The following is a 21,059-nucleotide window of genomic DNA, read 5'->3' as shown; positions in this document are numbered from 1 at the left end:
ATTATTTTTTATTGAGATAATACTTGATCTTATATTTCAACAAAGGAATATCTACGGGTTTGACCAGATAATCATTAAACCGGCAACACTTCGCTTTCTCTTTTTCTTCATCAAATGCAAATGCAGAAAGAGCCAGAATAGGAACATCTGAAGATAATTCACGTATTTTACACGTGGCGGCATAACCGTCCATCACCGGCATTTTTATATCCATCAAAACAATATCCGGCTTGTAATCCTTAAACTGCTGTACGGCAATCTGTCCGTTTTCCGCATAAATCAGACGATAATGTTGCTTTAAGACTGCTTGCAGCAAAAGATAATTTTCCAACACATCTTCTGCAATCAAGATTGTATATTGCCCTGGCAAAGCATCCGGAATGATCTCCATAGGAATTTCATTGCCTGCTTCTTTCTTTTCAGACTCTTCCGGAACTGCTAATGGCAGCGTAAACCAGAATGTCGACCCTTTGCCCAATTCCGACCGAAGGCCTATTTCTCCGCCTAACTTTTCTATGATCATCTTACAGATAGACAGTCCCAAGCCGGTCCCTTGCCTGAAATCATCCAATTTTACGAACCGCTCGAATACAGATGCCTGCTTCTCCTTATCGATGCCAATACCGGTATCAGTGACAGAAACCCGTACAAAATCTCCTTCCACCTCATACGACAAAGAGACAAATCCCTGATTTGTACATTTTATAGCATTGGATAAAAGATTCAGCAATACCTGTTCAATACGCTGTGTATCTGTCCGTAACCTGACAGAAGGCAACATATCTCCATTATACAGCAATGCCACATCCGAAGTCATTTTCAATGATTGCGAAATATAAACTTCCTGGCAGACATCTTTCAGATCCACCCACGACAGGTTATAATTCAACGTTCCGGATTCTATCTTTGCAAAATCCAGAATATCGTTGATCAATTGGAGCAACAGGTCGCTGTTGTTATTGATAATTGTAAGATACTCCTGTTGTTCACTGGCATTATCCGTTTCGGTAATCAACCGGGAGAAACCTACTATCGCGTTCAATGGCGTACGGATCTCATGGCTCATATTAGCAATAAAGGCATTCTTCATTTTATCCGCCTCCTGGGCCTTGATCAGATCCAGCTCATTTTGCCGCTGTTCCGTAATATCCCAAAGCATAGCCAATAACAAAGGAGAAGCTCCCGGGTCCGGGTTGGTTATCAATAAACGGATGATGTTCACAATACGGATTTCACCGTTCGGTTTCTCATATTCAACCACCGATTTATGGATTCGTCCGTGGTTGATCGTTGAATAATCTTCCGTACGGATTTCATGCGCCCTTCGCGGATCAGAAAACAGATCAAAGTCTGTCTTACCTAACACCTCGGAAGATTTAGCCCCCATAAAATCTTCGGCCGCCTGATTGAAGTAAATATATTTAAAACTGTCGAAAACATCTTTTACGGCTATAACGACAAAGATATTTGACAGAATAGTATTCATTAAGATATTCAGGAAATTAATTTTGCGCTGATTCAGAAGATTTTCGCTCATTTTCTCTATCTCAGCATTCTTCATGACTGATGCTGCCAAATCCGTTTCCAACACTTTAATGCGCTGGATCAGTTCTTCTTTTGAAAGGTTTTCGTACATGTTCATATATTAGAAATCAAGGTTTATAATTGTAACTTACTGCTGAAGGCAAATGTAAAGATATTTTTTCAGGAACCTTAGAAAATCAACATTTAATTTACCTGTTTTTATAATTTTGAGCAAAAATGCTGCATCTAATCAAAATAAAAGATACATTTGCAGTCTAATTTCATGAATTAAACACAATATAATACGAAAAAGCTATGATGTATTGGCAGAAAGATATTGAGACGATGAGTCGTGAAGAACTGAATAAACTACAGTTGGAACGACTGAAACAAACAATAGAATTAGCCGGACACTCCCCTTTCTACAGCAAAGTTCTTAAAGACAACGGTATAACGGCAGACAGCATCCAGTCATTGGATGATCTGCAAAAAATCCCTTTCACAACGAAAGACGACCTGCGTAATAATTATCCGTTCGGAATGGCAGCTATTCCTATCAAGGATTGCGTAAGAGTACATTCTTCCAGCGGTACAACCGGAAATCCTACCGTCGTATTACATTCGGCAAAGGACCTGGACCAATGGGCCAATCAGGTGGCACGCTGCATGTATATGGTCGGTTTACGTGATACAGACGTTTTCCAGAATACCTCCGGATATGGTATGTTCACCGGTGGTTTGGGATTTCAATATGGCGCAGAAAAACTCGGAGCATTAACCGTTCCTGCCGCCGCCGGTAATTCCAAACGTCAGATCAAATTTATTACCGATTTTGGAACGACTTGCCTGCATATCATTCCCAGCTACGCCACCCGCCTGGCTGAAGTAATGTATGAAATGGGACTGGATCCACGCAAAGACACCAAACTGCACACGGTTTGTATCGGTGCCGAGCCTCATTCGGAAGAACAACGCAAACGCATCGAACAACTATTAGGTGTAAAAGCATATAACTGTTTCGGTATGTCTGAAATGAATGGTCCCGGTGTTGCTTTCGAATGTACGGAGCAAAACGGATTGCATATCTGGGAAGACTATACGATTGTGGAGATAGTAGATCCCCAGACATTACAGCCTGTTCCGGAAGGGGAAGTAGGCGAACTGGTATTAACGACAATCAATCGTGAAGCCATGCCGCTGTTACGTTACCGTACCCGTGACCTGACCTGCATTATCCCGGGCGAATGTCCTTGCGGAAGAACGCATAAACGTCTGGCCCGCTTCAAAGGACGTAGCGACGATATGATCATCCTGAAAGGTGTGAATCTCTTCCCGATCCAGATCGAAAAGATTCTGATGCAGTTCAAAGAACTGGGAAGCAACTATCTGATCACACTCGAAACGGTGAACAACAGTGACGAAATGTTGATCGAAGTAGAACTGAGCGACCTGTTTACCGACGATTACAGCGTCTTGCAACGTCTTGCAAAAGACATTACCCGACAGCTGAAAGATGAGTTGCTGCTGACTCCGCGCCTGAAACTGGTAGCCAAAGGCTCATTGCCCGTTCAGGAAGGTAAAGCCGTAAGGGTAAAAGACTTGCGTAAGTTCTGTTAAAACAATTGTTCAACAAATAAAAGATACAGCTATGACAGTAAATCAAATTTCTATTTTCCTGGAGAATAAATATGGAAAGCTAAGTGAAATCCTGGCTCTGCTTGCTGAAGAAAATATACGGATCATTGCTGCTACTGTTGCGGATACGTCTGAATATGGTATTCTGCGTATTATTGTAAGCGATCCGCAGAAAGCATACAAGATATTGAAAAGCAACAATGTAAGTGCGAATCTGACGGACGTACTGGCTATCGTGACCAACTCTTGTGCCGGAAGTTTTGCACAGGCATTGACACATTTTACAAAAGCCGGTCTGAGCATAGAATATATGTATTGTTTTTCACTGAATGACAAATCGATCCTTATTCTTCGTACCAATAACCGGGAAGCAGCCCGTGAAGTAATCCGTCGTCAGAATCTGGAATGCATTTGCGAAAGCGACTTGATGAAATTATAATATTATTTATCGTGGGGAGGTTTACAACAGCCTCTCCACCCTAAAAACAAATAACAAATGTTCGGAATAGAAGATCCCGGTATCTGGTTAGCCTACCTGTTAGCCTTCGCGTGTTTAATTTTTTCTTTATGGTTCGGAATTACCAATTGGAATAAAGGAGATAAAGAGAGTGATAACCCTAAACAACCTGATAAATGAGTACCCTTACCCTTGGAATTGTTGTTATCCTTTACATGTTTGTCATTGCCTGGTTAGGCTATATCGGATATAAACAGACTAAAAATGCCAGTGATTATCTGCTAGGAGGAAGAAAGGTCAATCCTATTATCATGGCCCTCTCCTATGGAGCTACATTTATTTCTGCATCGGCTATCGTAGGTTTTGGTGGTGTCGCAGCTACTTTCGGTATGGGTATCCAGTGGCTATGTCTGCTGAATATGTTTATGGGAGTGGTTGTAGCCTTTATCTTCTTTGGTAGAAGAACCCGTAAATTAGGAGAACAGCATAATGCGCGTACATTTCCACAATTATTGGGGATGCACTATAAATCGCGTAGTATACAGATATTTATAGCTACTATCATTTTTATAGGAATGCCATTGTATGCGGCCGTTGTCATGAAAGGAGGCGCTGTTTTCATCGAACAGATGTTCCATATCGACCTGCATCTGGCTTTATTGATATTTACTTTGATTGTAGCTGCTTATGTAATTACCGGTGGTATAAAAGGTGTTTTATATACAGATGCCTTACAGGCTGTGATTATGTTCGGCTGTATGTTATTTCTTTTATTCTGGTTTTACAAAGTCATGGATATGGGCTTCATTGAAGCGAACCAGAAACTGACGGAGATTGCACCGCTTGTCCCCGACCGTTTCAAAGAGTTGGGACACCAGGGGTGGACGGCGATGCCGGTCACCGGTTCTCCCCAATGGTATACTTTGGTTACATCGCTTATCTTAGGTGTCGGGATAGGTTGTCTGGCACAGCCTCAGTTAGTTGTACGCTTCATGATGGTGGAAAGTACCAAACAGCTGAATCGCGGAGTACTTATCGGTTGCGTGTTCCTGATTGTAACTGTAGGAGCTATTTACCATGTAGGAGCATTGTCGAATCTGTTTTTTATGAAGACAGAAGGAGTTGTCGCTTCGGAAGCCATCAAAGACATGGATAAAATTATCCCGTTGTTTATTGACCGTGCTATGCCGGAATGGTTTAGTGCCGTATTTATGCTGTGTATCCTGTCGGCCAGTATGTCCACATTGAGTGCACAGTTCCATACGATGGGAGCTGCATTCGGGGCAGATGCATTTCCGAACCTGGGACGCCGTAAAAATACAAACTCAACGATGGGAGTCCGTATCGGAGTTTTATGTTCTATCCTGTTGAGTTATATTATCTGCTATACGTTGAGTGCCGGTATTATAGCCAGAGGGACAGCCTTATTTATGGGTGTTTGTGCAGTGACATTCCTCCCCGCCTATTTCTGTTCATTGTATTGGAAAAAGGCGACAAAACAAGGTGCTTTAGCCAGTCTCTGGACGGGAGCATTGGCAAGTATGTTTACCATGTTGTTTCTCCATAAGGCAGAAGCCAGCGCGGTTGGTCTGTGCAAAACATTGACAGGAAAAGATGTGCTGATCGATGTATATCCCTGGTTTGCGATAGATCCTATTCTATTTGCTCTCCCGTTGTCTGTTATTGCTATCGTCGTTGTCAGCCTGATGACGCAGGAAAAGACTAATAAGATATAATATGGAATACATTAGTATTTATTGCATGTTAGAAAACATATATTAGCATTTTAACTATTGCTACTTATGAAAAGATCCGTACTTTTGTACTGTGGTTTTTTCATAATAGTATTAGATTTAAGGTTAACAAAGTTGGTTAGGGCTTGTCGTGAGACAGGCTTTAATTTTTTATAGACCTCTCCTATTCCATACTTTTTTTAATCGACCTCTTATTTTACATGACTATTAATCCTAATTTCCTACCTTTGCAACAAAAAAGATGATCAAATACTTTTGTTTACTTCTGCTGATTCTATGCAGCTGCAATAATGGGAAAAAGGAGAATGATGTGCTTCATGTGGCTGTTCTTCGCGGACCTTCCGTTATTGCGTTTGCAAAGATGATGGAGGATTCGCCGGAGATAGAAGGAAAACGGTTGTCTGTAGATATAGTCGACTCTCCGGAACTGATGCAGGCATTATTAATAAAAGGGAAAGCGGACCTGGCTGCCCTTCCTATGATTAATGCAGCCAATCTTTATAATAAAGGATTGAAATATTCTTTACTCGGATGCCCTGTCTGGGGAAATCTGTATCTTGTCGAAAAGCAAGGGATACGGAATCAATCACTGGAAACGGAGACTTTATATGTCTTCGGTGCAGGCACAACTCCCGATATCCTGACCCGCTACTATTTATATCAAAAAGGATTGTCTTATTCATTGAATTATTCGCTTACTACTCCCGGTGAAATAAGCCAGGGATTGCTAGCCGGACAGATCCAAACAGCTGTCCTGGCAGAACCGTTTCTAAGCGTGATACTTCGGAAAGACAGTACTTTATCGATAAAAACGAGTCTTAACAATCCGAACAGTACCTCTCCGGGATTTGCCCAGACTGCGATTGTCTATGCACCTTCGTTAAACGATAAAAGAACATTGCTGGATAGCTTGTTGAACGAGTCCTGCCAGTTTGCCGTCAGTCAACCTCAAAAAGCAATAGATATTCTGGAGAGCCGCAATATATTTGCCCCGGGAACACTCACTCCGGAAAGCATAGAGAGATGCCGTATTAACTATTTATCAACCGGAGAAGCCAAAGAAAGCATTCTCGATTTCCTTCGGCTGATAGAGCAATATGAACCGAAAGCCATAGGAGGAAAACTTCCGGACAATGGCTTTATTTCAGGAGAACAATGAAAAAAGGATTAATTTCATGTGTATCAGTCTGCTTGCTGCTGCTTATCTGGCAGTTAATAGCCTCTTCAATGGACCAGCCGGAATTGATTCCGTCCGTTCCTGAACTGATAAAAGCCTTATTTCAGCTATTCGGTACCGATACTTTTTATAAAAGCATATCGGCTACCATCCTGCGCGGTATTTCCGGTATCATTCTATCATTGGGAGCCGCGGTGATGACAGCTTTCTTATTTGCCCGTTACGAATTGCTTTATGAGTTATTCCGTCCCCTGCTGACAATCATGCGTTCCGTTCCGGTCATCTCTTTTATCTTATTGGCTTTAATCTTTCTTGACCCGGAAGGAATACCGTTAATAATTGCTTTTCTGACCATGTTTCCTTTATTAACGGAAAACCTGACGAAAGGAATCATCAGTCTGCGGCCCGGACTTTCCCTAATGGCGGCTCAGTTCAAAATCAATCGCAAGAATAAACTGATACATATATATTATCCCCAACTGAAACCTTTTTTATTCAGTGGGCTGGCGTCTGCTACCGGATTCGGCTGGCGTGCTATTATTATGGGCGAGGTACTTTCACAATGCGCCTTCGGTATCGGCGGGGAAATGAAACGTGCACAGTTGTTCATATCGGTTCCCGAATTGATTGCATGGACTGTTATTGCCGTCTTGATTAGTTTCCTGTTTGACAAAGGAATCAGCCGGTTGACACTGGTTACATGGAACATACAGTATAGCAATGGAAAACCGGAAAAGGAAGAACTTCCCCACCCTTGTCCCATAGAAGCAGCAGACGTTACATTTCAATATGATGATACCAAAGTACTATCGAATTTCTCATATACTTTTGAACCCGACATCATTTATGGTATAAAGGCTCCGTCAGGAAGCGGAAAAACAACTTTACTGAATCTGCTGGACGGAACATTGAAACCAATCGAGGGAAAGATTATATCTCATCGGGAAGAAAAGTTTGCTGTTGTATTCCAGGAGCCGGAACTACTGTCCCATTTAACTGTCCTGCAAAACATTTGCCTACCGTTAGCATCGCTCTATAAACAAACTTATGCGGAACAGGAAGCATTAACAGCATTGAGAATAGTCGAGATGGAAACTTTCACGGAACGTTATCCTAACGAACTGAGTTACGGCCAGCAACAGCGCGTAGCCCTTGCCCGGGCATTGGCATATCCATCTACTGTTATGCTTCTTGACGAGCCTTTCAAAGGATTGGACAAGCCACTCGCAATCCGCATCATCGACCGCATAATTGAACGACAAACAGAATATAAACGCACTGTCATCTTCACATCACACAATCAGGAAGAGATAGAGCGCTTTGCTTCCGTTATTATCCGGCTACCGATAATCAATTAACTTTTACGGGATTACAGGGGATTGAGAACCAGAATGTAGAACCTACGCCTTCCTCTGAATCGACACCTATCTCTCCGTTCAACATCGTTATAATTGTCTTACAGATAGACAATCCAAGTCCTGTCCCTTGTTTAAACCTATCCAGTTTGACAAACCGGTCAAAAATGGTAACCTGGTCCTCTTTCTTTATGCCGGTACCGGTATCGCTGACATAAGCATAAATGCCATTATCAGTCAAACGATAACCATACCGTATCGTTCCTGTCGATGTAAATTTGACCGCATTAGATAAAAAGTTAGTCAACACCTGTGTAAGTCTTGTCTTTTCAGAAATGATACTGTAGTCGCTTCCGTCATTTTCAAAAACAACCTTTACCCCGGCATTTACCCGCCGTAAGAAAGCCGGCTCCTGCGGTTTGAAGATACTATTTAAACTGAAGTCTGAATAAATGAACTCCAGCTTACCCGATTCTATCTTTGAAATATCGAGAATATCATCAATCAATTGCAACAGAAATTCATTGCTCGATTCAATAATCTTCAGATATTCCTGTTTTTCTTCATCCGTTTCCGCCTGGGCCATCAAAGTAGAGAAACCGACAATCGCATTTAAAGGCGTACGTATTTCATGGCTCATATTGGCGATAAAGGCTGATTTCATCCGGTTACTCTCCTCTGCAAGACGCTTCGCCTGTACATCTGCTTCGTGACGTTTATCCACCGTGATATCCCGCAAGATACCAATAGCTTTCAGGGGTTTACCGTCTTTACCATATTCATATACTTCACCGATTTTCTCCAGCCAGACATATTCTTCCGAGAAATAACGGCAACGGAAACTCAGGCGTAATGATTCTATCTCACCCTGGGCAAAGGCCGTCACAACATCCCGGTACATTTGCTGGTCGTCCGGATGGATTTTTTCAGTAAAACTTTCGTGGGAAATATAAGCATGAATCATTTCACCGTTCTCTACATGAGAAAGCTCCGCCGTTTCATTCACGACATCCCATATCCACGGATAGATAAGGCCTGCCATACAGGATAAGGCCAGTCTTTTATTATTTTCATGCAGTTCTTCTTCTATCTGCCGTTGTTTGGTGATGTCCCAGGACATACCCAATAGAAAAGGTGCTTTTCCTTCGCGGGGTACCAGCAATTTCATGGTATCCATAGAACGCACTACACCTTTGGGGTCGAGCATCTGTTCAACAAAGCGTTGCATCTCTCCCGTTTGAAGTACCTTCTCATCCATATCCCTGAAAGACTGCGCTGCAACAGGGTCAACAAACAAATCAAAGTCCGTTTTCCCAACAACATCATTGTGAAAACGACCATATATCTGATTCATCATCGGACTGGAATAAACATAACGGAAGTCATCTCCAGTATCCTTAACAAAGAAGTACATTGGTACTGAGTCTACTATGTTCGAAAGTAACCCGGATAAATCTTTATATTTTTGCTCCAATGCATCAGCATTTGAATCTACTGGTATCATACAGCTTTGAGGACTTAATGTTTATATTCTCACAAAAGTCTTGAAAATAAACGAGAGTAACAAATAATATAAAGAAAGAATTCAAAGAGGGAAGCAAAATAAATAACACGAACTTCACAATATCAGCATTTTAATAGCCAATCTGTGAAATCCGTGTCAAAAAAGTATGTAGCAGGAGAACTCTACTTACTAAGTAAATTTCCCCTATCAGGCACTACCGCTCAGGTACTATTCACAAAAACATCTTAAAGGGGAGTAACCTTTTAAATTTAATACCTATTTTTGCATAAACAGGTATTATAATATGATAATAGTGCAAACAGAAGAAGAGTTACGAACAATATTCGTATCATCATGTATCGAATCGGCAGCGCGGGCAAGAGGATGCTCGGCTTCAGAGATGTACCGGAGAATGAAACGTATCCGGCTAATAGAGGATTATATATGGGAGTTTTATGATGTTTTGCACACTCAAAGTCGGGAATATGTCACTGAAGATGTATTGAAAACATTAGATATTTGGGAGAAGAAGCAAATAAAAGAAGAAGGAGGAAAACTATGATAACCGTTTATCATGGCTCTGTTATCACCGTGAAGCAACCTATCGCTAAAGCCGGACGTGAAAATCTGGATTTTGGACAAGGTTTTTACGTAACCGACATTAAAGAACAAGCTGAAAGATGGGCTTTTCGTATAGGCAGACAGCAACAGGAAATTCCTCTTCTAAATATTTATCAACTTGATTTAGATGAAGTAATAACTGATTTCTCCTATTTGAAATTTTCTAGGTATGACGAAGAATGGCTTGACTTTATTGTAAAAAGCCGTAAGGGACTAAAACCGTGGGCTAAATATGACATTGTAGAAGGTGGTGTAGCAAACGACCGTGTCATTGATACAGTAGAAGCATATATGAATGGTATGATGACTGTTGAAATGGCATTAGGTCAATTATCACAACACCAACCCAATAATCAATTCTGTTTGTTAAACCAGCAATTGATTGATCAATGCTTACAATTTATTTCTGTCGAACAAATTAATCTATAACAAATATGCTTAGCGACTTATTAATGTGGAATAAAATCGGAAGAATAGTCATGCGGCTTTCTGAAAAATTGGAAGTTTCACCGTTGCGCGCTCTGGATGTATTCTATATGTCAAAGGTTTGCGACCGACTGCATGACCCTGAAACCGAACTTTATATTTTTAGTGACGCTTACATCGTTGATGAAATCATGATGGAGCTGTACCAATCATAAAACAAAAACAATTATGACAACATTATTCCATTCACTTATCTCCCACTCTTTAAACATTCCGGCTGGACAGGTCGAAAGAACGATCGGGTTGCTTAATGAAGGGGCGACCATTCCTTTTATCAGCCGTTACCGGAAAGAAGTTACCGGAGGACTGGATGAAGTCCAGATCGGGAATATCAAAGACCAACTGGATAAGCTGACTGAACTCAAAAAACGGAAAGATACCATATTAAGTTCTATCGAAGAACAAGGGAAACTAACCTCTGAACTCAAGAAACGAATCGAAGATTCCTGGGATAGCACCGAGATAGAAGACCTTTATCTGCCCTACAAACCCAAACGGGTGACTAAGGCCGAGATTGCACGTAAAAAAGGGCTGGAACCGCTTGCCAAAATTATCATGATACAAAACGAACCGGATTTGCTGGCCCGGGTGAAGAGTTTTATCAAAGGAGAAGTAAAGAATGCAGCAGAAGCCTTGCAAGGAGCACGAGATATTATCGCTGAATGGGTAAACGAAAATGAAGGGGCACGTAACGCCGTGCGTAATTCTTTTGCCCATACAGGGATTATTTCTTCTAAAGTTATTAAAGGAAAAGAGGAAGAAGGAGCCAAATACCGGGACTATTTCGATTTCAGTGAACCGCTGAACCGATGCAGTTCCCATCGCTTGCTGGCCCTCCGCCGCGGAGAAGCGGAAGGTATCCTCAGAGTCAGCATATCACCCGATGTCGATACTACACTCGACCGTTTGAAAAGACGGTTCGTGAAAGGGAACAGCGAAGTTTCCGACCAGGTAGCCAATGCGGTAGACGACTCTTTCAAACGTCTGCTAAAGCCTTCCATAGAAACGGAATATGCCAATCTGAGCAAAACGAAAGCCGACGAAGAGGCCATCCGTGTTTTTGCAGAGAACTTGCGGCAGCTTTTACTGGCACCGCCGTTAGGACAAAAGCGAGTGTTAGGTGTCGACCCCGGATATCGTACCGGATGCAAATTAGTTTGCCTGGATGCCCAGGGTAACCTGCTTCATAACGAAGCCGTCTATCCGCATCCGCCGCAGAATGAAAAGAGCAAAGCCGCAGCTAAAGTCTCTCAATTGGTATCGACTTATGCCATCGATGCTATCGCTATCGGCAACGGAACTGCAAGCCGCGAAACGGAACAGTTCATTACTAATCTCCGTTATGACCGGAAAGTACAGGTGTTTGTTGTCAGTGAGAACGGAGCTTCCATCTATTCTGCCTCAAAGATTGCCCGGGATGAGTTTCCTGAATATGATGTAACCGTACGGGGAGCCGTCAGTATCGGACGCCGGTTGATGGACCCACTGGCAGAACTGGTAAAAATCGATCCCAAAAGTATCGGAGTCGGCCAGTATCAACATGATGTCGACCAGAGTGCTTTAAAGAAAAGCCTGGACCAGACTGTGGAAAGTTGCGTAAATATGGTGGGAGTCAATGTGAATACGGCCAGTAAGCACCTGCTGACTTATATCTCCGGTTTAGGACCGACACTGGCACAGAATATTGTTGACTACCGGGCCGAACATGGTCCTTTCCAATCCAGACGTGAATTGTTAAAGGTGCCGCGTATGGGTGAAAAAGCGTTTGAGCAAAGTGCCGGATTCCTTCGCATACAAGGTGGCAAAACACCTTTGGACAATTCCGCCGTTCACCCGGAAAGTTATCCGATTGTGGAACAAATGGCCAAGGACTTAAAATGTACCGTGGAAGAGTTGATTACCAATAAAGAATTAAAGAAGAAGCTCGACCTTAAGAAATATATTACAGAGAAAGTCGGTATGCCGACTCTGCTTGACATCATGGAAGAGTTGGATAAACCCGGTCGCGACCCGCGCCAGGCTATCCAGGTCTTTTCTTTCGACCCTACCGTTAAAACGATAGAAGATCTGAAAGAAGGGCTGGTCCTACCGGGAATTGTGACCAATATTACGAACTTCGGTTGCTTTGTAGATGTTGGTATAAAAGAGAACGGATTGGTTCACATCTCGGAACTTGCCGATCGTTTTATCAGCGACCCGACACAGGTGGTTTCTATCCATCAGCATGTTAAAGTGAAAGTTTTGAGTGTAGACCTGGTCCGTAAACGGGTTCAATTATCTATGAAAGGATTGTAGTATGAAAATAAACAAAACGAATGTGGCCAGACTGTTGGATAAAGCTAAAATAGCCTATCAGTTGGTTCCCTATGAAGTCGATGAAAATGATTTAAGCGCCACCCATGTGGCAGAGCAATTGGGAGAAAACGTAGAACAGGTATTCAAAACGTTAATCCTTCACGGAGATAAAAGCGGATATTTTGTCTGTGTTATCCCCGGAGCTGATGAAGTGGATTTGAAAAAGGCAGCCAAAGTATCGGGCAACAAAAAATGTGAGATGATCCCGGTGAAAGAATTATTGCCTTTAACCGGGTATATCCGGGGAGGATGTTCCCCTATCGGAATGAAGAAACATTTCCCGACCTATATCCATCAGTCTGCCGGGCAATATGATACTATATATATCAGTGCCGGACAACGAGGATTGCAGGTTCAGATAGCTCCGGATGATTTAATTCGTGAGGTGAGGGCCGAAGTTGCAGATTTGATTGCAGAGAAAGAACTGTAATAATAAAGCTAAATAAAAAGAGAATGCAGGAAAAGCCAGCATTCTCTTTTTATTTAGGTAAACCGTATTTCTATAATTTAGAATTTCCGGAATATATACCTTTTCCCTTCACTGTTTAAAATCAGTTGCTTTCCGCTCAGTTTCTCTATGGAGAATGTACGTGTTTTAGACTTCCAGTCGGTGTAGTGCAAATAGTTTGCCGCAGGACCTGGGTCGTCTGCCAATTCCAATTCCAACTGGTCTTCATCCTTTATCGTATTGAAACCATATTGCAAAACATATTTGTCTTCAGCCGGGATGTACACCTGATACATAAATAAAATATTCTGGAAATTATAAAATACCGTATCAGCCTGTATCACATCGCCATTAGCTTCCACTTGCTGTAATTGCCATTTGCCTTCCAACTTATGCTCCGTATCATTACTACATGCAGCCATCAAAATTGTGACAGCGGCTATCATCCAGTATTTCATTTTATTCATCATAACAAACCTTTTGTACTCGGTAATTCATATTTATAAATATCACGGCGTATAGCCATTTTTACAGAACGTGCCAAAGCCTTGAAAATACCTTCTATCTTATGATGCTCATTCGTCCCTTCTGCCTTAATATTCAGATTCATGCGGGCGGCATCACTCAGGCTTTTAAAGAAATGAAGGAACATCTCCGTCGGCATGTCTCCAACCATTTCACGACGGAACTCGGCATCCCAGACCAGCCAGGGACGTCCGCCGAAGTCGAGAGCCACACTGCACAGGCAATCGTCCATCGGCAAAGAATAGCCATACCGTTCGATGCCGCGCTTGTCGCCTAAGGCTTTCAGCAAGGCTTCACCCAGGGCAATCGCCGTATCTTCAATTGTATGATGCTCATCAACGTCGAGGTCACCCTTTACACGTATAACCAAATCCATACCGGAATGTTTTCCTATCTGGTCCAGCATATGGTCAAAAAAGCCTAATCCGGTCGAAACCGCTGTCTTTCCGTTTCCATCCAGATTTACTTCTACGTAAATATCCGTCTCCTTGGTGGTGCGCTGCACAACGGCACGGCGTTCGCCGGCAAAAAGATATTCGGTAATTTTATCCCAATCATCCGTAATAAGTACAGGGGAAAGAGAAGGATTCCCGACCAGCAACCTGTCTGCCTCTTCATTCGAAGGACGCAGCCATATGCCTTTTGCACCCAGGTTTGCAGCCAGTTCCATATCTGTCAGGCGGTCTCCTATCACGTAACTGTTTGCCAGATCGTACTCACCGGCCAGATATTTACCCAGCATTCCGGTACGCGGTTTGCGGTTGGGAGAATTATCCTCCGGGAAAGAGCGGTCGATCAGCATGTCATCAAAGACAATCTCCTCGCCTTCCAATGTCTTCAGCATCTTGTTATGGGCCGGCCAGAATGTATCTTCCGGAAAAGAAGAGGTACCCAATCCGTCCTGGTTCGTCACCATGACAAACTCAAAATCAAGCTGTTTACGTATGAAGTATAAATTGCGGAATACTTTAGGATAGAACTCCAGTTTCTCCAGGCTATCCAGCTGGTAATCAACAGGAGGTTCTATCACCAATGTTCCGTCTCTATCGATAAAGAGAGCTCTTTTCATGCTTACAAACTTTTTAAAGCCTTCAATAAGGCATCGTTTTCTTCCGGTGTGCCGACAGTGATACGCAGACAGCCGTTACACAATGTCACATTATTCCGGTTACGTACAATAACGCCTTTCTTCACCAGTTTATTATATACGGAATCAGCTTTACCCACATTTACCAGGATAAAGTTTGCATCGGTCGGATACATTTTATGGACAATCGGCAGTTCCGGCAAAGCAGCCTGCAACCGGATACGTTCGGACATGATACGGCGCAACTGTTCCAACATCTGGCCTTCATTATTCAACAAGTCCAACGCCTGTTTCTGTGTAAGCACATTGACGTTGTAAGGATACTTAATCTTGTTCAGTATCGCAATAATTTCCGGAGAAGCAAAAGCCATGCCCAACCGGAGGCCTGCGGCTCCCCATGCTTTGGATAATGTTTGCAGAACTATCAGATTCGGGAATTTCTTCAGTTCGGGAAGGAAAGAAGGTTCTGCCGAAAAGTCGATATAGGCTTCGTCCAGTACGACTATTCCTTCAAAGTTCTTCAGTATCTTATATATTTCATCCCGGTTCAGGCTGTTTCCCGTCGGGTTGTTCGGCGAGCAAAGAAAGATTACTTTCACCCATTCGTCCACTTCCTCCAGTAATGCTTCTGCATCCAGTTCGAAATCAGGAGTTAAAGTCACTTTCCTGAACTCCACGTTGTTAACGTTGGAAGCAACTTCATACATACCGTAAGAAGGGGCGATACTGACAATCGTATCGATTCCCGGGTCACAGAATGCACGGATAACAAGGTCTATCGGCTCATCGCTGCCATTACCCAGAAAGATGGAATTACGGTCAACATCTTTCAGTTCGGCAATCCGTTCTTTCAACTCCCACTGTAAGGGGTCGGGATAACGGTTATAAGGCTCGTTATAAGGATTCTCATTTGCATCCAGGAAAACAGATGCACTTCCGTGAAACTCGTCTCTTGCAGAGGAATAGGGTTTCAACGCCCAAATATTAGGTCTTACCAGGTCTTTTAAATCCATCATATTGTTTTCAATCTTATTGTTACTGCATTGCGGTGTGCATCCAGTTGCTCGTTACCGGCCATCGTCTGGATTGTGCCGCCTAAATTCTTAATACCTTCGGCAGTGATTTCCTGGAAGGTTATCTTTTTGATAAAGCTGTCCAGGTTTACACCGCTGTAAGCCTTGGCATAGCCATTGGTCGGAAGCGTATGATTCGTGCCCGAAGCATAATCACCGGCACTTTCAGGAGTGTAGGGTCCCATAAAGACACTTCCCGCATTCTCTATCTGTTCAGCGATATGAGCGTAGTTCTCCGTTTGTATAATCAGATGTTCCGGGGCATACATATTCGTGAAAGCGATTACTTCCTGTTCGTCTTTCAGGACGATTATACGGCTATGTTCCAATGCTTTTGCAGTAATATCCTTACGGGACAGTTCAGATAATTGCTGTTGGATGGCATCAACTACAGGAGATACGATACTTTCTGCCGATGTAACCAGCATAGCCTGGCTATCTGCTCCATGCTCTGCCTGTGAAAGGAAATCGGCGGCAATAAAGTCCGGATTTGCTGTTCCGTCGGCAATGACTTCCACTTCGGAAGGGCCTGCGGGCATGTCGATGGCAACGTCTTTCAAGCTGACAAGCTGTTTGGCTGCTGTCACGTACTGATTTCCGGGGCCGAATATCTTATAGACTTTGGGGACAGATTCCGTGCCGTATGCCATGGCCGCAATAGCCTGTATTCCTCCGGCTTTGAATATCTTGCTGACACCTGCCGTTTCTGCGGCAAACAGGATGGCCGGATGCACTTTTCCTTCCCGGTTCGGAGGAGTACATAATACAATCTCCTTACATCCGGCGATATGTGCAGGAACCGCCAACATTAATACGGTTGAGAACAAAGGGGCCGTTCCTCCCGGAATATACAGGCCGACCTTTTCTATGGCAACTGCTTTCTGCCAGCAGGTTACTCCGGAGGTCGTTTCCACCTTTTGTCCGGTAAAACGCTGGGAGGCATGAAACTTTTCAATATTTGCCTTTGCTGTGCGAATAGCTTGTTTTAAATCTTCGGAAACAAGTTCGCGAGCTTCTTTTATTTCTTCTTCCGACACCTGAAGACCGGATAGCGTGACCTTGTCAAACTTCTCTTCGTAACGCTTAACGGCGGTATCCCCTTCACTACGCACTTCATTCAATACAGTCCGGACCGTATCGAATAAAGTAGTAACATCCAAAGCCGGACGCTTCACCAAAGAAGGCCAGTCTGCTTTTGAGGGATATTTAATTACTTCCATATTGTTGTTTTGTTTATATTATTGTCAGAAATGAGACATGGATAACCATGTGAGATACAAATTATCAGGAACAAACGAAAAAGACCTTATTTATTAATTGTCAGCTAATTACAGTTTCCTCGTAATTCCGTGCTCAGGAAACTGACTCGACATTAAAGTATCATTTTCTCAATCGGGATAACGAGGATACCTTCGGCCCCGAGTGATTTCAGTTTACCTATAATTTCCCAGAAATGTTTCTCGGCTATGACAGACTGGACGGATACCCAATCACCGTTAGCCAAAGGCGTCACCGTCGGACTCTTCATACCGGGTAATACTTCTATGATTTCATCCAACTTATCTTTCGGTGCGTTCAGCAATACATATTTCTTGCCTTCAGCAACCTGGATAGCTTCGAAGCGGAATAACAGTTCGTCGAGTATCGCCAGCTTTTCTTCCGACAGATTGTTGTTCGCAATCAGAAGCGCTTCGCTTTGCATAACCACTTCCACCTCTTTCAGGCGATTGCTGACCAGCGTACTACCGGAACTAACAATATCGAAAATTGCATCTGCCAGACCAATACCCGGAGCTATTTCAACAGAACCGCTGATGACATGCATATCGGCTTTTACACCTTTTTCTTTCAGATAAGTATTCAGGATGCCAGGATAAGAAGTAGCGATTGTTTTGCCTTCAAACCATTCTACTCCCTTGTAGTCTTCATCTTTAGGAATAGCCAGTGACAAACGGCATTTACTGAATCCCAATCGTTTAACCAAACGTGCTTCTCCCCCTTTTTCAACGTATTCATTCTCACCGACAATACCTATATCGGCAACGCCATTGGCGACAGACTGAGGAATATCATCATCACGCAGGAACAGAACTTCTACCGGAAACCCTTTTGCCGATAACAGCAAAATGCGCTTTCCTCTGTTCAGTTTGATACCCGCTTCTTCTAATAATAGCATTGTTTCATCGTATAAACGACCTTTTGATTGTACTGCAATTCGTAACATGTTTATTTTTGTTTTAATAATTATATGCTTTCCGAAAACAAAATAAGGCTTACCGTATAACGGCAAGCCTTATCTAATTATATTATGCGTATCTGCACACCAATCAGCCCACCGAACTACTGCCCGTTGTAATGATGATGATGGTGATGTGATACTTTTCTTCTCATTTGTTATTTTATTGATGCCACAAAGTTACAATAATAATTGAAAATGCAAATAAAACTATCAAAAGATTAGCAGGTACGCACACTTTTTTTCTACACGACTGTTTTATGCTTAGTGTTCAATTATATATAAATGATTCGCCTGTTGCCGTATTTTGTTTGCCAGCATCGGCGGATAATCCAGGTGAGAGGCAAAAAAAGCATCAACCTCTGCCCTTGCCTCCGGCGACGTATGGCCTGACAGCAAGGCACGAACCCAGGCTGTCGGGAAAAATATATCTCCTGTCCGCTGCACTTCCTGCATCGCTTCCAGTGCCGGACGGATATAGGCTACCGCTTCTTTCTGCCGTGACGGATGATTCAGATTCGCCAAAGCAGCAGATGCCCAGGGTTCTACCCGACGGTTTTCAGCTACCAGCAAAGAGGCAAAAACACTGTCGCACACTTCTTTATGCGGTGAGACGGAAGGAGAAATAAAGGCATACTCCCGTTTCCGGTCAGGATTAGTTATACGCGATTGCTGGCTGTTTATAATCTCATCCGCCTGCTTCGGCAAATGAAGGGCCAACGTATAAGATAAGCTGATATAATCGTTTTCACTTAACGAACAGCCGGCGGGAGCTTGCTGCTTCTTCCACAAGTCATATAATGCGGCGATTGCTTCCGGCGACTCTGCTATGGAACGATACGAACGGAACGCCTGCAAACGATGTTGAGGAACGGAAGAGGTCGCCACAATCTGTCCTAATGTTTTTTCCAGAAGCGCTGTATCCGCCGGAAATAAACGCTGACAATTACCGATATACCCTAAAGCGGCCGAGAATAACAACGAATTATCTTCTTTCGGCAGATAATTCAACATAGCCTCCATATATGATTCGGGCGAAATCGTCCGGTTCAACAGATTTTCATACAATGTGATTAACAGGGAACCTCTCAGCAATTCATTTTCACAAACCGAAAGATAGGCGGCACAAGCCTTGGCATCCGCTTCGTTCAACCGGAAAAAGCCATACCCTTTTCCATCCGTATTCGGAATAATGAAACTCCCCTCTTCCGGGACCGTTTTCAATTTCTTCCGGATGGAATTTGAATTTCTCCCGAAAGAAACTGAAATTTCTTCCGGTTCCCCTGTTTTGGGAACAATCAGATAAGTGAGGTCCTGCGGCCAGTTCAATCCCCTACCAAAAGGGTCTTTCTGCGAAACGACCAAGCTATCGCCGACAATGGAAGCGGCAATCTCAGGCATGCCTTTTTCATTTACCCAAATATGACTCCAGCCGGACAAATCGTCATCCGTATATGTATCCAGAATACTAATCAGGCCCTCCCAAGAGGCATTTCCATAAGCATATGTTTTCAGATATTCCTGAATGCCTTTCCGGAAAGATTCCTTACCCATCTTTTTAATCAGCATTTCCAGGACGACGGGAGATTTATCATAGATGATGTTACCGTAGACCAGGCCGGCATTACGAAGATTATCCAATTCCTGTTTGATTGGATTTGCTCCGACAGTACGGTCTTCCGCATAAGCGGGAGGAATATAATCCTGCATGAAATTCAAAGCATGGTTTACACCCGGATATAGCGGTTCGACAATCTGCGAAGCAAAATAATTGGCAAACACTTCCTTCGTCCAGACATCGTCAAACCATTGCATGGTCACATAATCGCCAAACCACATATGGGCCGTTTCGTGAGCAATCAGGGCACTGCGGCTCAACTGCTCGTTCAATGTCGGGTTCTCATTCAGGAACATACGGCGGTCGGTATAGAACGTTGCCCCGGTGTGCTCCATTCCCCCGAACTGGAAACCGGGAAGGATTATCAAATCATACTTGGCAAAAGGATACGGAATGGCGGTATAATCTTCCAGCCATGTTAAAGCGTCAAAGACTTCCGATGCGATCTCGGGACATTGGGCGACTTTCTTCGGGTCTGTTTCCCTGTGGTACAAGGAGATTTCCCTTCCATCCCGGGTGTATGTTTCGCGAATAAATTTTCCGGCAGTAAAGGCGAACAAATAAGTACTCAGCGGTTCTGTTTCCCTGAATGAAATCAACTTGCGTCCGGGAACGGATAGGGTATCTGTTTTCTCTATGGCACCGTTCGTAACGGCTTGCCATGCTTCCGGAACTTCCAGCGTCAGCGTAAATAACGACTTCATATCCGGCTGGTCGAAACAGGGAAACGCAGTCCGCGCCCGGTCAGGAACCAGCAAAGTATAAAGAAACTCGTCCCTCCTGTTCAAAGACTGGTCGGCAGGAGTAAATTCTACAGATACTTTATTCTCTCCGACGACGCTCCGTTCTGCCGGGATGATGATATGTTCATTTTTTACCTCATAAGGCACTTCCCCACCATTCAGCAAGACAGAAGCGACCTGTGAAGCATCTCCCCTGAAATCAATAATAAGCGGCAGTTTTTCTTTCAGCGACAGTTGTATGACAGCCTTGCCCCTGACCGGCTCCTGCCTGGATTCAGGAATGGAGAAAAACAGGTTATATCTGACTTGACCGAAATGCTCTTTTCTGAAACGGGCCAATTCATGACTGACTCCGACTTCCTGCAAGTTAACATCTTGCTGTTGCGTCGAACAGGCTGTCAACAGACTTACCGCCGCAATGCCAGCCACCTGATAAATCATATGATTTGAATGTGCCATCT

19 protein-coding genes are annotated in these 21,059 nt (G+C 43.3%); 11 read left to right on the top strand and 8 right to left on the bottom strand.

Annotated features, from left to right (window positions below; translation table 11 throughout):
- Nucleotide 1 precedes the first annotated feature (1 nt).
- Nucleotides 2-1,642, bottom strand: a complete 1,641-nt coding sequence (locus DWW91_RS08480) for a PAS domain-containing hybrid sensor histidine kinase/response regulator (protein WP_007656877.1) — start codon at nt 1,640-1,642, stop codon at nt 2-4.
- Nucleotides 1,643-1,839: 197 nt separating this feature from the next.
- Here DWW91_RS08480 and DWW91_RS08475 point away from each other — a divergent pair, with 197 nt between their 5' ends.
- From DWW91_RS08475 to DWW91_RS08455, 6 genes are all read left to right on the top strand, one after another.
- Nucleotides 1,840-3,141: a phenylacetate--CoA ligase family protein gene (locus DWW91_RS08475; RefSeq protein WP_007656878.1), complete on the top strand. Its 1,302-nt coding sequence runs from the start codon at nt 1,840-1,842 to the stop codon at nt 3,139-3,141.
- A 31-nt stretch (nt 3,142-3,172) separates the two neighbouring features.
- Nucleotides 3,173-3,598 (top strand): hypothetical protein, encoded by a 426-nt coding sequence (locus tag DWW91_RS08470; RefSeq protein WP_007656879.1) that lies wholly within the window; start codon nt 3,173-3,175, stop codon nt 3,596-3,598.
- 57 nt (nt 3,599-3,655) lie between these two features.
- A complete protein-coding gene (locus DWW91_RS28365) occupies nt 3,656-3,796 on the top strand; it encodes a symporter small accessory protein (RefSeq protein ID WP_007656880.1) in 141 nt (46 codons plus the stop codon).
- Entirely contained in the window at nt 3,793-5,352 is a 1,560-nt protein-coding gene (locus tag DWW91_RS08465) for a sodium:solute symporter (RefSeq protein ID WP_122327467.1), read from the top strand. Before DWW91_RS28365 ends, DWW91_RS08465 begins: the two co-directional genes overlap by 4 nt.
- Nucleotides 5,353-5,611: 259 nt before the next feature.
- On the top strand, nt 5,612-6,529 hold the full coding sequence (locus tag DWW91_RS08460) for an ABC transporter substrate-binding protein (protein WP_122327466.1): 918 nt from the start codon (nt 5,612-5,614) through the stop codon (nt 6,527-6,529).
- Nucleotides 6,526-7,905: an ATP-binding cassette domain-containing protein gene (locus tag DWW91_RS08455; RefSeq protein ID WP_122327465.1), complete on the top strand. Its 1,380-nt coding sequence runs from the start codon at nt 6,526-6,528 to the stop codon at nt 7,903-7,905. Before DWW91_RS08460 ends, DWW91_RS08455 begins: the two co-directional genes overlap by 4 nt.
- Here the strand turns inward: DWW91_RS08455 and DWW91_RS08450 are convergent.
- The gene (locus DWW91_RS08450) at nt 7,898-9,406 is read right to left on the bottom strand and encodes a PAS domain-containing sensor histidine kinase (RefSeq protein ID WP_122327464.1); all 1,509 of its coding nucleotides are present in this window, start codon (nt 9,404-9,406) and stop codon (nt 7,898-7,900) included. The genes DWW91_RS08455 and DWW91_RS08450 overlap by 8 nt on opposite strands.
- Nucleotides 9,407-9,710: 304 nt before the next feature.
- On the opposite strand from DWW91_RS08450, the gene DWW91_RS08445 reads away from it, so the two are divergent.
- Genes DWW91_RS08445 through ybaK form a run of 5 tightly spaced genes read left to right on the top strand, consistent with a single transcriptional unit; the run spans nt 9,711 to nt 13,298 of the window.
- Nucleotides 9,711-9,968 (top strand): DUF3791 domain-containing protein, encoded by a 258-nt coding sequence (locus tag DWW91_RS08445; RefSeq protein WP_007656888.1) that lies wholly within the window; start codon nt 9,711-9,713, stop codon nt 9,966-9,968.
- A complete protein-coding gene (locus DWW91_RS08440) occupies nt 9,965-10,456 on the top strand; it encodes a DUF3990 domain-containing protein (protein ID WP_122327463.1) in 492 nt (163 codons plus the stop codon). The genes DWW91_RS08445 and DWW91_RS08440 overlap by 4 nt, the downstream gene beginning before the upstream one ends.
- Nucleotides 10,457-10,461: 5 nt before the next feature.
- Nucleotides 10,462-10,668: a hypothetical protein gene (locus DWW91_RS08435; RefSeq protein ID WP_007656891.1), complete on the top strand. Its 207-nt coding sequence runs from the start codon at nt 10,462-10,464 to the stop codon at nt 10,666-10,668.
- A gap of 13 nt (nt 10,669-10,681) precedes the next feature.
- On the top strand, nt 10,682-12,808 hold the full coding sequence (locus tag DWW91_RS08430) for a Tex family protein (RefSeq protein WP_122327462.1): 2,127 nt from the start codon (nt 10,682-10,684) through the stop codon (nt 12,806-12,808).
- A 1-nt stretch (nt 12,809) separates the two neighbouring features.
- The gene (ybaK, locus tag DWW91_RS08425; RefSeq protein WP_122327461.1) at nt 12,810-13,298 is read left to right on the top strand and encodes a Cys-tRNA(Pro) deacylase; all 489 of its coding nucleotides are present in this window, start codon (nt 12,810-12,812) and stop codon (nt 13,296-13,298) included.
- Between the two features lie 77 nt (nt 13,299-13,375).
- Here ybaK and DWW91_RS08420 read toward each other — a convergent pair whose 3' ends face one another.
- From DWW91_RS08420 to DWW91_RS08395, 6 genes are all read right to left on the bottom strand, one after another.
- Complete coding sequence (locus DWW91_RS08420; RefSeq protein WP_224265259.1) at nt 13,376-13,786, bottom strand: lipocalin-like domain-containing protein; 411 nt, start codon at nt 13,784-13,786, stop codon at nt 13,376-13,378.
- Nucleotides 13,783-14,910: a bifunctional histidinol-phosphatase/imidazoleglycerol-phosphate dehydratase HisB gene (gene hisB, locus DWW91_RS08415; RefSeq protein WP_122327460.1), complete on the bottom strand. Its 1,128-nt coding sequence runs from the start codon at nt 14,908-14,910 to the stop codon at nt 13,783-13,785. Before hisB ends, DWW91_RS08420 begins: the two co-directional genes overlap by 4 nt.
- Before the next feature lie 2 nt (nt 14,911-14,912).
- The gene (gene hisC, locus DWW91_RS08410) at nt 14,913-15,944 is read right to left on the bottom strand and encodes a histidinol-phosphate transaminase (protein ID WP_122327459.1); all 1,032 of its coding nucleotides are present in this window, start codon (nt 15,942-15,944) and stop codon (nt 14,913-14,915) included.
- Nucleotides 15,941-17,221 carry a histidinol dehydrogenase gene (gene hisD, locus DWW91_RS08405; protein ID WP_122327458.1) on the bottom strand — a complete coding sequence of 427 codons (1,281 nt, stop codon included), beginning with the start codon at nt 17,219-17,221 and terminating at the stop codon, nt 15,941-15,943. Before hisD ends, hisC begins: the two co-directional genes overlap by 4 nt.
- Nucleotides 17,222-17,373: 152 nt before the next feature.
- Nucleotides 17,374-18,225 carry an ATP phosphoribosyltransferase gene (hisG, locus tag DWW91_RS08400; protein ID WP_007656904.1) on the bottom strand — a complete coding sequence of 284 codons (852 nt, stop codon included), beginning with the start codon at nt 18,223-18,225 and terminating at the stop codon, nt 17,374-17,376.
- A 276-nt stretch (nt 18,226-18,501) separates the two neighbouring features.
- Nucleotides 18,502-21,057, bottom strand: coding sequence for a M1 family aminopeptidase (locus DWW91_RS08395; protein ID WP_122327457.1), 2,556 nt, complete (start codon nt 21,055-21,057; stop codon nt 18,502-18,504).
- Nucleotides 21,058-21,059: the final 2 nt, after the last annotated feature.

This window comes from Parabacteroides sp. AF17-3 (assembly GCF_003635445.1).
GTDB lineage: Bacteria > Bacteroidota > Bacteroidia > Bacteroidales > Tannerellaceae > Parabacteroides > Parabacteroides goldsteinii.
This window is presented reverse-complemented; position numbering and strand designations above follow the sequence as displayed.

Coding starts and splice junctions, on each gene's coding strand:
- DWW91_RS08430 (WP_122327462.1), top strand. CDS start 10,682: ATGACAACATTATTCCATTCACTTATCTCCCACTCTTTAAACATTCCG.
- hisB (WP_122327460.1), bottom strand. CDS start 14,910: ATGAAAAGAGCTCTCTTTATCGATAGAGACGGAACATTGGTGATAGAA.
- DWW91_RS08470 (WP_007656879.1), top strand. CDS start 3,173: ATGACAGTAAATCAAATTTCTATTTTCCTGGAGAATAAATATGGAAAG.
- DWW91_RS08455 (WP_122327465.1), top strand. CDS start 6,526: ATGAAAAAAGGATTAATTTCATGTGTATCAGTCTGCTTGCTGCTGCTT.
- hisG (WP_007656904.1), bottom strand. CDS start 18,225: ATGTTACGAATTGCAGTACAATCAAAAGGTCGTTTATACGATGAAACA.
- DWW91_RS08420 (WP_224265259.1), bottom strand. CDS start 13,786: ATGATGAATAAAATGAAATACTGGATGATAGCCGCTGTCACAATTTTG.
- DWW91_RS08435 (WP_007656891.1), top strand. CDS start 10,462: ATGCTTAGCGACTTATTAATGTGGAATAAAATCGGAAGAATAGTCATG.
- hisD (WP_122327458.1), bottom strand. CDS start 17,221: ATGGAAGTAATTAAATATCCCTCAAAAGCAGACTGGCCTTCTTTGGTG.
- DWW91_RS08440 (WP_122327463.1), top strand. CDS start 9,965: ATGATAACCGTTTATCATGGCTCTGTTATCACCGTGAAGCAACCTATC.
- DWW91_RS08475 (WP_007656878.1), top strand. CDS start 1,840: ATGATGTATTGGCAGAAAGATATTGAGACGATGAGTCGTGAAGAACTG.
- ybaK (WP_122327461.1), top strand. CDS start 12,810: ATGAAAATAAACAAAACGAATGTGGCCAGACTGTTGGATAAAGCTAAA.
- DWW91_RS08480 (WP_007656877.1), bottom strand. CDS start 1,642: ATGAACATGTACGAAAACCTTTCAAAAGAAGAACTGATCCAGCGCATT.
- DWW91_RS08460 (WP_122327466.1), top strand. CDS start 5,612: ATGATCAAATACTTTTGTTTACTTCTGCTGATTCTATGCAGCTGCAAT.
- hisC (WP_122327459.1), bottom strand. CDS start 15,944: ATGATGGATTTAAAAGACCTGGTAAGACCTAATATTTGGGCGTTGAAA.
- DWW91_RS08450 (WP_122327464.1), bottom strand. CDS start 9,406: ATGATACCAGTAGATTCAAATGCTGATGCATTGGAGCAAAAATATAAA.
- DWW91_RS08465 (WP_122327467.1), top strand. CDS start 3,793: ATGAGTACCCTTACCCTTGGAATTGTTGTTATCCTTTACATGTTTGTC.
- DWW91_RS28365 (WP_007656880.1), top strand. CDS start 3,656: ATGTTCGGAATAGAAGATCCCGGTATCTGGTTAGCCTACCTGTTAGCC.
- DWW91_RS08445 (WP_007656888.1), top strand. CDS start 9,711: ATGATAATAGTGCAAACAGAAGAAGAGTTACGAACAATATTCGTATCA.
- DWW91_RS08395 (WP_122327457.1), bottom strand. CDS start 21,057: ATGGCACATTCAAATCATATGATTTATCAGGTGGCTGGCATTGCGGCG.